Here is a 12,761-nt window from a genome sequence, read left to right as displayed (position 1 = left end):
GTACTCGACGGTGTGGATGGCGTCGACGCCCTCGCGGTTGACCTCGTCGGCGTACGTATCGACGTCGCCGCTGATGACGGCGAGGTGCAGGTCGCCGCCGGTCTCGTCGGCCAGTTCTCGGCCGGCAGAGATCATCTCGAGACTTACGTCGCGCAGTTCGCCACGGCGGTGTTCCGTAACTGCCAGAACGTCGCTCATGCGTCAACGACCCCCTTGTCCCGCAGGAATTCAGCAAGCTGTGCGGCCTCCTCCTCGGGGTCGCCGCTCCAGATGGTGGCGTCGCCCTCGGATTCGGGCTCGTACATCGACGTCTGGGCCAGCGGACTCTCGACGACGTCGGCGTCCAGACCGAGATCCTCCAGCGTCTGGACGTCCAGCGGCTTCTGCTGAGCCTGGCGGATGCCGCGCAGGCTCGCGTAGCGGGGCTCGTTGATCCCCGACTGGATCGTCAGCACAGCGGGGGTTTCGATGTCGGTGAGTTCTTCGACGCCGCCTTCGAGTTCGCGGTGGACGCTCGCGACGCCCCCGTCGATGTCGAGCTCGAGGTCGTTGACGACCGCGCCCCACTCGTAGCCGATCTTCTCGGCCAGCGCGACGCCCGTCGCACCGTTGGCCTCGTCACCGGACTGGACGCCCGAGAGGACGAGGTCGGGCTCCTCTTCTTCGACGACCGCAGCCAGCAGGTCGGCTTTGGAGTCGGTGTCGAGGTACTCGGCGCTCTCGATGGAGTCGTCCCAGACGCGCACGGCACGGTCGGCGCCCTTCGCGAGGGCCATCCGGATGGTCTCCTCGGACCGTTCCGGGCCGATCGTGGCGGTGACGACTTCCACGTCGTCGTTTTCCTCGCTGATCTGGACGGCTTCCTCGACGGCGTAGTCGTCCCACTCGTTGAGGTCGTATTCGAGATACTGCTCGGCGATGTCGTCGCCCGAAATCTCGAACTCGTCTTCGACTTCCGCCACCTCCTTTACCGTGACAAGAATCTTCATACTCACCTGAGACTCTCGATTGATCCCGGTTAAACGTTTCCGAATGGCCACCCGTTAGCGTTCCTTAAATATCAGTGGAAATTAATATATTCTAACCCATCCAGGCGGCCCGTCGCCAGTCGTCAACGAGTGGTAAATTCCACCGTGAAACGTGCAAATATTGGCACACGGCACAGGGATCGGCAGCTCCGACGACATTGGTTGTTAGCTCTACGCAGTGAGTTCACAACACATTTCGCATAGAAAGTCATTTAGGACATGAATGTTAATGCCGTTTCTATGCGTGGTAATCGCAAAACAACGGGTATAGCCAGACGGTCATTCCTCAAGCGATCGGTCGGGACGGCTGGAATGGTCGGAACGGGCGCCCTCGCGGGCTGTTTCGGTGACTCGGGTGGCGCGAGCGAGACGGCGCCTGGCTCTGACGGCGAGATGATCATGAAGACGGCGTCGGAGACGACGGCGGCCTACTCGATGAGCCAGGTCATCTCCTCGGCCGTCAGCCAGAACTCGGACGTGAAAGTCGACGCGCGACCGAGTCAGGGAACGAACCGCAACGTGTCCGAGGTCGTGCAGGGCAAGACGGAGATCGCCTACGTCCAGAACTGGACCGCGAACAAGATCCGTCAGGGCGAGAAACCGTTCGGCGATCTCGCGTACCAGCCGAACCAGGTGTTCCACCTGTACGATCTGGCGTGGTTCCTGGCGACCGCGAACGACGGCTGGACGAGCGTGACCGACATCACGGCGGACTCGAACGTCTCGCCGACCCCAAGAGGTGCGGGGACGGCGGAGATGCTCGAATACGCGCTCGATTTCGCGGTCGACGACTACAACCGAACGAGCGTCAGTTACGGCGACCAGGCCGGCGCGATGAGCGAGGGTCGGCTGGACGTCGGGGCCGCGACGTACGTCAACCTCTCCATCGAGCCGGGATGGCTCCAACAAATGAAAAGCACCGTCGATCTCCGGGTGCTTAACTGGCCCGAGGAGATCGTCTCGGAGCTCGAAGACGATCCGGCGATCGTCGTCTCGGACATCGACATGAGTCAGTTCGACGATTACGGGTACACGCCGGAGACGCTGAGCACCCCGACGCTGGCGTACAACTTCATCGTTCGCGAAGATCACGACTACGACACGCTGAAGTCGTTCCTCGAGACGCTGTGGGAACAGCGCAAGGGCCTCCAAGAGCAGACCGGACTCCTCGCACCGATGGCGAACGGCGACTCGTGGGTGAAACACGCCTACACTGGGATTCCGTTCCACCCCGCTGCGGCTGACTTCTACGAGGAGAAGGGCCTCTGGTCCGACGAGTTCGAGCGCGGAACAGCACAGTAGAGCGGCTTCCCTCACAATTCAGTCATGACCGAAACACCCGACGATTCAGCAACGTCACCACGTGGGCTGCGTACTGCCTTTTTCGAGCGCTCCGTCCCGGAGATGTTGCTGTTACCCTTCGTGTCGCTCTTCGCGGTCGCGCTCACCGGATACACCGTCTACTACGCCTGGGCCCGACCGTTCACACAGATCATCCACGGAATGGTGTTCTTCCATTTCGGCCTCTCACTGTACTACCTCTATCTCGCGTACGAACACGTCGCGAAGGGGACGTCGGTGGTTGACGGCCCGCTCGTCAGCAGATTCGGCGACTCCGTCCAGCGCCTCTACGTGCGACTCGACGCAGTGGTGTGTCTCGCGGCGACGCTCGTGTCGGCCGGCGCTGGGTACTACTTCGTGACCGGGTACGACCGGCTGACCGGGAACGCCATCCTGATGGGTTATTCGAACACGGACCTCACGCTGGGGCTCGTCGTCGTCGTGCTGGCGATCGACGCGACGCGACGAGCCTACGGCTGGTCCATCGCGCTGGTCGGCGTCGGGTCGGTCCTCTACGCGCTGTTCGGCTCGGCGTTCCCCGGCTTCCTCCAGCACACTGGCCTGAGCCTGCGAGACGTGACGCTCTACGGTGCGGCCCAGCTCGAACGCTCCGGCGTCTACGGGTTCATCACCCAGGCCGGGGCGAAGTACGTGGCTATCTTCATCATGTTCGCCGGCCTGGCCAGAGCGTACGGCATCCTGGACGTCATCCTCGATCTGAGCCAACGCCTCGGCAAGCGCCTCCGCAGCGGGATCGTCCACGTGGCCGTCATCTCCTCGATGGCAATGGGATCGATCACCGGGAGCGCCGCGGCCAACGCCGCGACGACCGGGAGTTTCACCATCCCGATGATGCAGCGCCAGGGCGTCCGCGAGGACTTCACGGCTGCCATCGAAGCCGTCGCCTCCAGCGGCGGTCAGATCATGCCGCCCGTCATGGGCGTCGCCGCGTTCCTGATGGCGGACTTCATCGGCGCGCCGTACGTCCGCATCATCCAGGCCGGCCTCATCCCCGCGCTCCTGTTTTACTTCAGCGTCGGCGTCGCCGTCCAGTTCGCCGTGCTTCGGTACGGCTGGACCAGCGACGAGGGCGAGGACACCGGCGGCATCCTCGAAGTCCTGTTCAGCAAGCACGCGCTCGTGATCGTCTCGTACTTCGCCCTCGCCGTGGGGGCGTTCTACGCGAGTCGCCGGGTCGCAGACCTGCCGCTCGCGCTGTCGGGCGTCGCGACGCTCGGCGCGCTCCTTGCCGGGCGGTACGTTCACGGCGCGATTGCCACCTCAATGAGCGGTGGGCTGACGGAGCTCGTCGACGCCGTCGAGGGGTTCTTCCAGGCCCGATACTTCCTCGTCCCGATGGCAGTGCTGGTCTACGCGCTGGCGGTGATGCAGCTGTCAGCGCTGGCGACCGGGCTGTACACTGTCCTGACGCTGATCGCCGTGATGTACGTTCGCGACGTGACGCTGCTGGTCATCGGTGACGAACCGGCCGACGACTGGGTCACGGGGGCCGACGACGGAGCCCCGACGAACTCGACCGTCAGTGCGGTCGTGAACCAGCTGTTCGCGACGACGGTGAAGACCCTGCGCGGGTTCATGAAGGGCGCCCTCGACATGGCGCCGCTGGTCGGCGTGCTGGCCGCGATGGGCGTCATCATCAAGATGCTCACCCAGACCGGGCTGTCCGGGAAAATCAGTCTCCGGATGGTCGCGCTGGCGGGCGGCGTCCTGCTGATCGCGCTGATCCTGGCGATGCTGACCAGCATCCTGTTCGGCCTCGGGATGCCGACGCCGGCCGCCTACGTACTTGTGGCGGCGCTGCTGACGGCGCCGCTGCAGGAACTCGGCGTCGCAGAGATCACGGCCCACCTGTTCGTGTTCTACTTCGCGATGCTCTCGGCGATCACGCCACCGGTCGCCGTCGGGGTCGCCGTCGCCTCGCGCATCGCGGACAGCGGCTTCCTCACCTCGGCGAAACAGGCGCTCCGCATCGGGATCGCGGGCTTTCTCATCCCGTTCTCGCTCGTCGTGAACGACAGCCTCGTCACGTGGACCGTGACCGGAACGCCCGTGGCCGCGTTCTGCGTGTTCGTCGGCGTCATCGCGCTGACCGCCGTCACCATCGGCTTCGACGGCCGACACGTCCTCGGGATTCCCCACCGCGTCGTCTACCTCGTTCTCGCGCTCGGGGCGCTGTACGGTCCGGCACTGTCAGGCTACGTCGGACCGAGCACCGCAACGATGCTTCAGGTCGCGACCGCGACGATCGCTCTCGTCGGCCTGGCGCTCGCCCAGCTCGACCGGCTCCCCAGCGCAGTCACGCCTGCGACAGAACTGCGTAACCGGTAACCCCCACCTCCTTCGGGACCGCGTTTCTGATCGCTCTCCTTCGCTGACTGAACCGCCCGCGTTCTGCTGACGCCACGGGGAAGGCTCACAATCGAGAAGGCTTTTGTATCGAGGTGGCAAGGCTAGCACACTGTCATGACGAATCTGGTTGCGGAAGTGGCGGATACGGTATCGTCGACGCCCGACTCCGTGGCGATTTCCTTCGACGGAAACGAGCAGACCTACGAGACGTTCTGGGAGCGCACCGGACAGTTCGCGGCCGCGCTCAACGAGCAGGGAATCGGTGAAGACGATCGCATCGCCATCTACCTCCCGAACCTGCCGCAGTTCGTGACCGCGTTCTACGGGGCGCTCCGGACGGGGAGCATCGTCGTTCCGATGAACCCGCAGTACAAGGCCCGCGAGATCAGCCACCTCCTCGCCGACAGCGGCGCGAAAGCCGTCGTCACCCTCTCTGCGAACGCCGAGGCGGTCGCCGAGGTCAAGCCGGAGACCGACGTCGAGACCGTCGTCAGCGTCGGCGAACCGGTCGAGAGCGCGACCGACTTCGAGGCGTTCCTCGCCGACGAGACGGTCCCCGTCGTCGACCGCGCCGACGACGACGTGGCCGTCCAGCCCTACACCTCCGGGACGACCGGCAAGCCGAAGGGCGTCCTCCTGTCGCATCACAACCTCGCGTCGAACACCCGAGCGAACATGACGCTGCCCGAACCGTCGATCGGCCCCGACGACGACCTCGTCGGGACGCTGCCGCTGTTCCACATCTACGGGATGTCGGCCGTGATGAACGCCGCCGTGTTCACGGGCGCGACTTACTACCCCGTGGCCGAGTGGGACCCGCAGACAGTGTTCGACCTCATCGAGACCGAGGCGATCACCGTGATGTACGGCGTCCCGGCCATGTTCAACGACATGATCAACCAGCCCGACGCGGACGCGCGCGACCTCTCGTCGCTCCGGTTCGTCAACTCCGGCGGCTCCAGCCTCCCGATGGAGGTCCTCGAGCGGTTCGAGGACCTGTTCGAGACGCAGTTGTTCGAGGGGTACGGGCTGACCGAGACGAGTCCGGTCACGCACGCGAACCGGCCCGGTGCACGTCGCAAGGGGAGCATCGGCCAGCCGGTCGAGAACGTCGACGCCAAGATCGTCGATCAGGACTTCGAGGAGATGCCCAGAGTCGAGGAAGGCCCCGTCGACGAGTCGGACGTCGACCTCGACGAAATCGTCGGCGAACTCGTGGTGGCCGGTCCGAACGTGATGCAGGGCTACTACGGACTCCCGGCGGCCAACGAGTCCGCTTTCACCGAGGCCGAGGGTAAACGCTGGTTCCACACGGAAGATCTGGGCTACTGGGACGAGGAGGACTTCGTCTACGTCGTCGACCGTGAGAAACACATGATCGTCACGGGCGGCTACAACGTTTACCCGCGGGAAGTCGAGGAACTCCTCTACGAACACGACGCGGTCGCCGACGCGGCCGTCGTCGGCATCGACGACGACCGTCGCGGCGAGACGGTCAAGGCCCTTATCGTCCCCGCACCTGGGTACGAACCTGGGGACGACGTGACCGCAGACGAGATCAAACAGTACGCGCTCGACAACCTCGCGGAGTACAAACACCCGCGGATCGTCGAGTTCCGCGACGAACTGCCGCGCACTACCACCGGCAAAGTCCAGAAGTACGAACTGCGGAAGGACGGCTAACGGCGCGGCCTGGGGTTTCCATCTTGTTACTGGTTGGGGACATAATCTAACGGCAGTTCAGAATATCAGAATATATTTTACATGCCACGCGTAACTTCCCCACATGGCGTTCCAGCTATCGGACGAGCACCGCGCAATCCGGCAGGCCGTCCGTGAGTTCGGCGAGAACGAGATCAAACCAGTCGCGAAGGAACACGACCAGGAGGGATCCTACCCGATCGAGCTCCGCAAGAAGGCCGCGGAGTTCGACTTCGTCGCCCCGCACATTCCGCTCGAATACGACGGCGCGGGCATGAACCTGCTCGAGGCGGTCCTCGTCACGGAGGAACTCTGGCGCGCCGACCCCGGCATCGGGAGCGCCGTCGGCTCGGCCGGCTTCGGGACGAACATGATCATCAAGTACGGCGACGAGTGGATGAAAGAGGAGTGGCTCCCCAAGATCGCCAACGGGGAGGCCGCCTCCTACTCCGCCATCTCGGAACCGGCCCACGGGTCGAACGTGGCCGGCATCGAGACCCGCGCGGAGAAGGACGGCGACGGCTACGTCCTCAACGGCAACAAGATGTGGATCACGAACGGCACGGTCGCCGACGTGGGCGTCATGATGGCCAAAACCTCGCCCGACGAGGGCCACCGCGGCATCACCGCGTTCCTGGTGCCGACCGATCTGGACGGCTTCAAAACCGAGAAGATCGACAACAAACTCGGCATTCGCGCCTCCGACCTCGCGGAAGTCATCGTCGACGACGTCCGCGTCCCCGCGGAGAACGTCATCGGCGAGGTCGACGAGGGGTTCTACCAGCTGATGGACTTCTTCGCCTCCGGTCGCACTCGCGTCGCGTCCCAGGCCGTCGGGGCCGCCCAGGCGGCGCTCGACGCCGCGCTCGACTACGCCGGCGAGCGCGAGCAGTTCGGCCAGAAGATCGGCGAGCTCCAGGCGATCGAACACAAACTCGCCGAGATGGCCACGAACGTCGAGGCCGCTCGCTCGCTGACCTATCGCGCTGCCTCCCAGGTCGAGAACGGTGACGACGACCTCGCGGCCAAGTTCGCCAGCATGGCGAAGCTATTCGCCGGCGAGCACGCCGTCGACGTGGCCGACGAGGCCATCCAGGTGCACGGCGGCGCCGGCTACGTCTCCGACCACCCCGTCGAGCGCTACTACCGGGACGCTCGCATCACGAAGATCTACGAGGGCACCAGCGAGATTCAGAAGAATATTATCGCCGACCGCCTCCTGTAACGACGACGGGACGTCACTTCTCGTAGGACAAGTCGTGTCCGTCCCGCTTTTCGCGCGCCGAAACCCAGCGAGCCGCCGGCTCAGGGAATCCGGAACTCGATGGCGATGCCCTGCCCGTAGCCGATACACATCGTCGAGAGTCCGCGGTCCGCGTCGCGGCGGTGCAGTTCGTGGATGAGCGTCACGGGCAGGCGGGCGCCCGAAGCCCCGAGCGGATGGCCGATGGCGATGGCACCGCCGTTGACGTTGAACACGTCGTCGTCGATGCCGAGTTCGCGCTGGCAGTACAGCGTCTGGCTAGCGAAGGCCTCGTTCAACTCGACCAGATCGTAGTCGTCGATGGTCGTGCCGGTGCGGTCCATGAGGCCGCGGACCGCCGGCACCGGGCCGATACCCATGATCTCGGGGTCGACGCCGGCGACGTCGTGAGCGCCGACTTCGGCCATGATCTCCAGATCGTGCTCGTCGGCGAACCGCCGAGACGTGAGCATCACGGCGGCCGCGCCGTCGGAGATCTGCGAGGCGTTGCCCGGAGTGACCGTGCCGTCGTCTTTGAACACCGTGGGCAACTCGGCTAATTTCTCTGTCGTGGTGTCCGGGCGCAGGCCCTCGTCTTCGGTGACCACTTCCTCGCCGGTGTCGATGGGGAGGATCTCCTCGCCGAAGCGCCCCGCTTCCGTGGCCGCGACGGCGCGCTGCTGGGAGCGAGCGCCGTACTCGTCCTGTGCCTCGCGGCTCACGTCGAATCGCTCGGCGACGGCCTCGGCGGTCATGCCCATCTGGAGCGCGTCGGTGTCGTACTGCTCGCGGATGCCGGGGTAGGAGTCGATGCCCTTCTCGCGCTGGACGCGCGACATGTTCTCGACGCCGCCGGCGACGATGCACTCGCGCTGGCCCGCCCGGATGGCGTCCGAGGCGGCGGCGATGGCCTGTGCCGACGAGCCACAGAGCCGGTCGATGGTGGTCGCGGGCACGCTCTCTCCGAGGTCCGAGAGGAGCGCGATGACCCGCGCCAGGTTGTTCCCCTGCTCTTTGACCTGCTTCGCACAGCCCCACTGCAGGTCGTCGACGTCCGCGCCCGTCAGGCCGGTCTCGGCGAGCAGTTCGTTCACGAGGGGAACCGAGAGGTCTTCGCTCCGCACGTCCGCGTAGACGCCGCCTTGCTTGCCCTGTGGGGTCCGACGGGCAGCGACGACGACTGGATCAGTGTCTGCGGTCATTTATTCGAATGCGGGGATGCCGGTGAGGTCGTGGCCGATGATGAGCGAGTGGATGTCGTGGGTCCCCTCGTAGGTGTAGACGGTTTCGAGGTTCGTCACGTGACGCATCGGCGAGTAGTCGGCCGTGATGCCGTTGCCGCCGAGCATCTCGCGGGCGACGCGGGACTGCTCGCGAGCCATCCGGACGTTGTTGCGCTTGGCCATCGACACCTGCTCGGGGCGGAGGTCACCGCGCTCTTTGAGCGTGGCCAGCCGGTGGGCGAGCAACTGGGCGTTCGTGATCTGGGTGGCCATCTCCGCGAGCTTCTCCTGCTGGAGCTGGAAGCCGCCGATGGGCTTGCCGAACTGCTCGCGATCGGTCGCGTAGTCGCGGGCCGTCTCGAAACAGTCCATCGCGGCGCCGACGGCGCCCCAGGCGATGCCGTAGCGCGCCTGCGTGAGACAGGACAGCGGGCCTTTCATGCCCTCCACGTCCGGGAGGACGTTGTCTTCGGGGACGTGGACGTCGTTGAGCCCGATCTCGCCGGTGATCGACGCCCGCAGCGAGAGCTTCTCGTCGATCTTGTTCGTGGTGACGCCGTCCCGATCCGTCTCGACGAGGAACCCGCGCACCGGAGTCCCGTCGCTCGACCGGTCTTTGGCCCAGACGACTGCCACGTCGCTGATGGGGGAGTTCGTGATCCAGGTCTTCGCGCCGTTCAGGACGTAGCCGTCACCGTCGCGTTCGGCGTGGGTCTCCATCGCGGAGGGGTTCGAGCCGTGTTCCGGTTCGGTCAGCCCGAAACAGCCGACGGCCTCGCCGGCGCCGAGTTTCGGGAGCCACTCGTCTTTCTGCGCGTCCGACCCGAAGGCGTGGATCGGGTACATCACGAGCGCGCCCTGGACGGAGGCCATCGAGCGCAGTCCCGAGTCGCCGGCTTCCAGTTCCTGCATCAGGAGGCCGTAGGCCGTCTCGCTCAGGTTCGGCAGGCCGTACCCCTCCAGGTTGGGCGCGTAAAAGCCCAGCTCGCCCATCTCCGGGATGAGGTCTTTCGGGAACGTGCCGTCGATCCAGTGCTGGCCGACGTCCGGCTTGACCTGTTCTTCGACGAACTCGCGGGCGGTGTCACGCACCATGCGCTCTTCTTCAGTCAGTTCACTCTCCAGGTCGACGTAGTCGAGCATATCGTCCAGGTCGGAGGCGATGACATTAATAGTTCGGTCCGGCGTCGAACGGGAGCCCCGCCGGGCACTCGCCTTCAGTCGAGGGGCCTGAACTTGGCACCGTAGCGGACGATGCCTTCCTGTTCGTAGATGCGGCGAACGACGGCTTCGACGCGCGTCCCGCGTTCGACCGACGACGGCTCACAGTCGGTCAGCATCCCCGGGACGCGTGCGCCCTCGTCCAGTTCGACGACGGCGACGGCGACGTCTCCTTCCTGGGTGCTGTAGTCGGCGAACTCGGGCGGCATGCCGCCCTGGAGGACCGTTCGGGCGACGACCGTGCCCGTTCCCTCGGGCTCGACGGTCTCGAAGTCGGCCGTGGAGTTGCACGCCGGACAGGCGCCTTCCGCGGGGAAGGTGTGTGCGCCACAGTCCGGACACCGCCCGAGGACGAGGCGGTAGCGCCCGTCGAGATTGCGCCACCACGACGGCACGCTGAGGTACGCCCCCATCAGTCGTCACCTCCCGTGGCGACGACGTGGCCACGCTTGCGCGCGTACTCGGCGTAAGAGACGTCGGCTGTCTCGCGGTCCCAGGTCGCGTCGAGCGTGCCGGTCACGCGGCCGGCCACCGCGCTGGCGCCGTCGCCGTACGCGACGAGCGTGACCTCGTCTCTGTCGTCGGCCCACGCGGCCAGGAGTCCGAAGAACGGGCTGGCTGCACCGGTATCACCGAGGTCGCTCGCGGTCTGGTAGACGTCGACGTCACCGTCGAGCCGACGAGCGATGCGGTAGGGTCGCTTGCCGTCGGGGGCCGTCGGCGCGACCGCGGTCGGCGCCTCGTCCAGCGCTTCGACCGCGCCGGCGACGACGGTCCCGTACGCCTCGCGCTCGTACGCGGTCGCGTCGTACGTGTTCACGGCCGCCTCTCCTCGCTCGCGGAAGCGCGTCCCGGGGAACTCCTCGGTGTAGGTCGCCGTCTCCACGATCTCGACGGGGCCGTCCTCGGCCAGGAGGAAGGCGACGGCGCCTGCACCGGCCGCGTGGTCGACGGCGTCGTCCGGTTCCCCGCGCGGTGCGTCTGCGGCGACCACGAGCGTCGGCCCCGCCGGCACGGACGTGCCCCAGCGAAGCGCCCTGCCGCCGGCACCGGTCGATTGCGTNNNNCGGCCGTCTCGACGCCGTGATCGAGCCCCAGTATCTCCGCGACGGTCGCCGCCACGTCGCCCTCGTCGACGGGCGGCGTAGTCGACGCGAACGCGAGCCCGATGACCTCGTCACGGTCGTGATCCGATCCGGCCAGCGCGTCCGTCGCTGCTTCGACGGCCATCGTCACGGCGTCCTCGTCGGCCGCAGGGACGGCCTTTCGCTCGACGCCGGGCGCGTCGAACGAGTCCCAGGCCTCGACGAACGCGTCGGCGTCGATGCGGAACCGCGGCGTGTACGCGCCCGCGCTCTCGATGGCGTCGGTCACGCCCATCCCTCCTCGAAGACGTGGACGGTGACTGCACCGCCCGAGCCACCCACGTTGTGTGCGAGGCCGCGACCCAGGCCAGCGACCTGGCGGTCGCCCGCTTCACCGCGGAGTTGCTTGAACACCTCGACGGCCTGCCCGCCGCCGGTCGCGCCGATGGGGTGCCCTTTCGATTTCAGCCCGCCAGAGAGGTTCACCGGAATGTCGCCGTCCGGTTCCGTCGCCCCGCTTTCGATGAACGGACCGGCTTCGCCCTTCTCGCAGAAGCCCAGGTCCTCGTAGGCCATCAGCTCCGCGATCGAGAAGCAGTCGTGGACCTCCGCGAAGTCGACGTCGGCGGGGTCGATCCCCGCCTCGTCGTAGGCCTGCTCGGCGGCGTCCGTGGTCGCGGGAATCCCGGTCAGGGTGGGCCGCTGGAACAGGCCGACCCGTGAACTGGCCTGGCCGGCGCCGGCGACGCGGATGGGCGTGTCGGTCAGTTCCTCGGCCGCCTCTCGACTGGCGAGGATGGCGACGCTCGCGCCGTCGGAGGTCGGACAGCAGTCGTAGAGGTTGAGCGGCTCGGCGACGCTCGGCGCGTTCATCGCGTCGTCGAGCGAGCACTCGAACCCGAGGTGTGCGTGGGGGTTGTTCGCACCGTTGGCGTGATTCTTCGCCGCGACCCGCGAGAGGTGTTCGCGGGTCGTCCCGTGGTCGGCCATGTGGGCGTCGGCCATCTGCGCGTAGACGCCGGCGAAGGTGGTCCCGGCCATCCGCTCCCACTCGGTCTCGCCGCTGACGCCGAGCCAGTAGCGCGTCTGATCGCCGCTCATGTCAGTCATCACCTCGAATCCGCCGGCGATGGCGACGTCTGCTGCGCCGGCCCGGATGGCGAGCGTGGCCTGGCGAAGCGCCGTCCCGCTCGCCGCGCAGGCATTCTCGACGCGGGTGCACGACGCCCCGTCGAGGCCGACGTATTCGGTGACGGCCGGGCCGCTCAGGCCGAGCTGGCGCCCGCCCACGCCGAGCGTTCCGACGTACGCCTCGTCGACGGCAGCCCTGTCGAACTCCCCGTCGACGGAGGCGACGGCGTCCTCGAACGCCGTCGCGAACAGCGATCGATACGATTCGTGCGGGAACGCCCCGTAGTCCGTCTGGGCCGCGCCCACGAGATACGCGTCTCGCATACGGACGTATTGCGGAACGGACGGTTTACCGTTTTCTCTTTGCCCCACCGTCACACACTGCAGTGAGAAACGCTTTTGCCCGCACTCTCTGAGT

General features: G+C 66.4%; 10 protein-coding genes and 1 pseudogene. 4 read left to right on the top strand and 7 right to left on the bottom strand.

Annotated elements, in window-relative coordinates:
- Together ACFR9U_RS15055 and ACFR9U_RS15050 are read right to left on the bottom strand one after the other, a co-directional pair.
- Positions 1–198 (bottom strand): annotated as a pseudogene (locus ACFR9U_RS15055) (electron transfer flavoprotein subunit alpha/FixB family protein); the annotation flags it as partial.
- Positions 195–989, bottom strand: a complete 795-nt coding sequence (locus tag ACFR9U_RS15050) for an electron transfer flavoprotein subunit beta/FixA family protein (protein WP_379814663.1) — start codon at positions 987–989, stop codon at positions 195–197. The pseudogene ACFR9U_RS15055 and the gene ACFR9U_RS15050, both read right to left, overlap by 4 nt.
- A gap of 351 nt (positions 990–1,340) precedes the next feature.
- Between ACFR9U_RS15050 and ACFR9U_RS15045 the strand changes: the two genes are divergently transcribed.
- The 4 genes from ACFR9U_RS15045 to ACFR9U_RS15030 all read left to right on the top strand — a co-directional run bounded on the left by ACFR9U_RS15045 (position 1,341) and on the right by ACFR9U_RS15030 (position 7,665).
- Positions 1,341–2,330, top strand: a complete 990-nt coding sequence (locus ACFR9U_RS15045) for a TAXI family TRAP transporter solute-binding subunit (protein WP_247382264.1) — start codon at positions 1,341–1,343, stop codon at positions 2,328–2,330.
- 24 nt (positions 2,331–2,354) lie between these two features.
- Complete coding sequence (locus ACFR9U_RS15040; RefSeq protein WP_247382263.1) at positions 2,355–4,718, top strand: TRAP transporter permease; 2,364 nt, start codon at positions 2,355–2,357, stop codon at positions 4,716–4,718.
- A gap of 135 nt (positions 4,719–4,853) precedes the next feature.
- A complete protein-coding gene (locus ACFR9U_RS15035) occupies positions 4,854–6,422 on the top strand; it encodes a long-chain-fatty-acid--CoA ligase (RefSeq protein WP_247382262.1) in 1,569 nt (522 codons plus the stop codon).
- Positions 6,423–6,525: 103 nt separating this feature from the next.
- Positions 6,526–7,665, top strand: coding sequence for an acyl-CoA dehydrogenase family protein (locus ACFR9U_RS15030; protein ID WP_247382261.1), 1,140 nt, complete (start codon positions 6,526–6,528; stop codon positions 7,663–7,665).
- A gap of 80 nt (positions 7,666–7,745) precedes the next feature.
- Here the strand turns inward: ACFR9U_RS15030 and ACFR9U_RS15025 are convergent, their stop codons facing one another.
- The 5 genes from ACFR9U_RS15025 to ACFR9U_RS15005 form a co-directional block, all read right to left on the bottom strand.
- Positions 7,746–8,885 (bottom strand): thiolase family protein, encoded by a 1,140-nt coding sequence (locus tag ACFR9U_RS15025; RefSeq protein WP_247382260.1) that lies wholly within the window; start codon positions 8,883–8,885, stop codon positions 7,746–7,748.
- Positions 8,886–10,049: an acyl-CoA dehydrogenase family protein gene (locus ACFR9U_RS15020; RefSeq protein ID WP_247382258.1), complete on the bottom strand. Its 1,164-nt coding sequence runs from the start codon at positions 10,047–10,049 to the stop codon at positions 8,886–8,888.
- Positions 10,050–10,123: 74 nt separating this feature from the next.
- On the bottom strand, positions 10,124–10,540 hold the full coding sequence (locus ACFR9U_RS15015) for a Zn-ribbon domain-containing OB-fold protein (RefSeq protein WP_247382255.1): 417 nt from the start codon (positions 10,538–10,540) through the stop codon (positions 10,124–10,126).
- Positions 10,540–11,121: a hypothetical protein gene (locus tag ACFR9U_RS15010; RefSeq protein ID WP_379814659.1), complete on the bottom strand. Its 582-nt coding sequence runs from the start codon at positions 11,119–11,121 to the stop codon at positions 10,540–10,542. Before ACFR9U_RS15010 ends, ACFR9U_RS15015 begins: the two co-directional genes overlap by 1 nt.
- Positions 11,122–11,497: 376 nt before the next feature.
- Positions 11,498–12,667 carry a thiolase domain-containing protein gene (locus ACFR9U_RS15005; RefSeq protein WP_247382251.1) on the bottom strand — a complete coding sequence of 390 codons (1,170 nt, stop codon included), beginning with the start codon at positions 12,665–12,667 and terminating at the stop codon, positions 11,498–11,500.
- Positions 12,668–12,761: the final 94 nt, after the last annotated feature.

The organism is Halorientalis brevis (assembly GCF_042678165.1).
Taxonomy (GTDB): domain Archaea; phylum Halobacteriota; class Halobacteria; order Halobacteriales; family Haloarculaceae; genus Halorientalis; species Halorientalis brevis.
The sequence above is the reverse complement of the archived record's forward strand: the minus strand, read 5'-3'. Positions and strand labels throughout refer to the sequence as shown.

Excerpts from the sequence above, each read along its gene's own strand:
- ACFR9U_RS15050 (WP_379814663.1), bottom strand. The coding sequence starts at position 989 with ATGAAGATTCTTGTCACGGTAAAGGAGGTGGCGGAAGTCGAAGACGAG.
- ACFR9U_RS15045 (WP_247382264.1), top strand. The coding sequence starts at position 1,341 with ATGGTCGGAACGGGCGCCCTCGCGGGCTGTTTCGGTGACTCGGGTGGC.
- ACFR9U_RS15040 (WP_247382263.1), top strand. The coding sequence starts at position 2,355 with ATGACCGAAACACCCGACGATTCAGCAACGTCACCACGTGGGCTGCGT.
- ACFR9U_RS15035 (WP_247382262.1), top strand. The coding sequence starts at position 4,854 with ATGACGAATCTGGTTGCGGAAGTGGCGGATACGGTATCGTCGACGCCC.
- ACFR9U_RS15030 (WP_247382261.1), top strand. The coding sequence starts at position 6,526 with ATGGCGTTCCAGCTATCGGACGAGCACCGCGCAATCCGGCAGGCCGTC.
- ACFR9U_RS15025 (WP_247382260.1), bottom strand. The coding sequence starts at position 8,885 with ATGACCGCAGACACTGATCCAGTCGTCGTCGCTGCCCGTCGGACCCCA.
- ACFR9U_RS15020 (WP_247382258.1), bottom strand. The coding sequence starts at position 10,049 with ATGCTCGACTACGTCGACCTGGAGAGTGAACTGACTGAAGAAGAGCGC.
- ACFR9U_RS15015 (WP_247382255.1), bottom strand. The coding sequence starts at position 10,540 with ATGGGGGCGTACCTCAGCGTGCCGTCGTGGTGGCGCAATCTCGACGGG.
- ACFR9U_RS15005 (WP_247382251.1), bottom strand. The coding sequence starts at position 12,667 with ATGCGAGACGCGTATCTCGTGGGCGCGGCCCAGACGGACTACGGGGCG.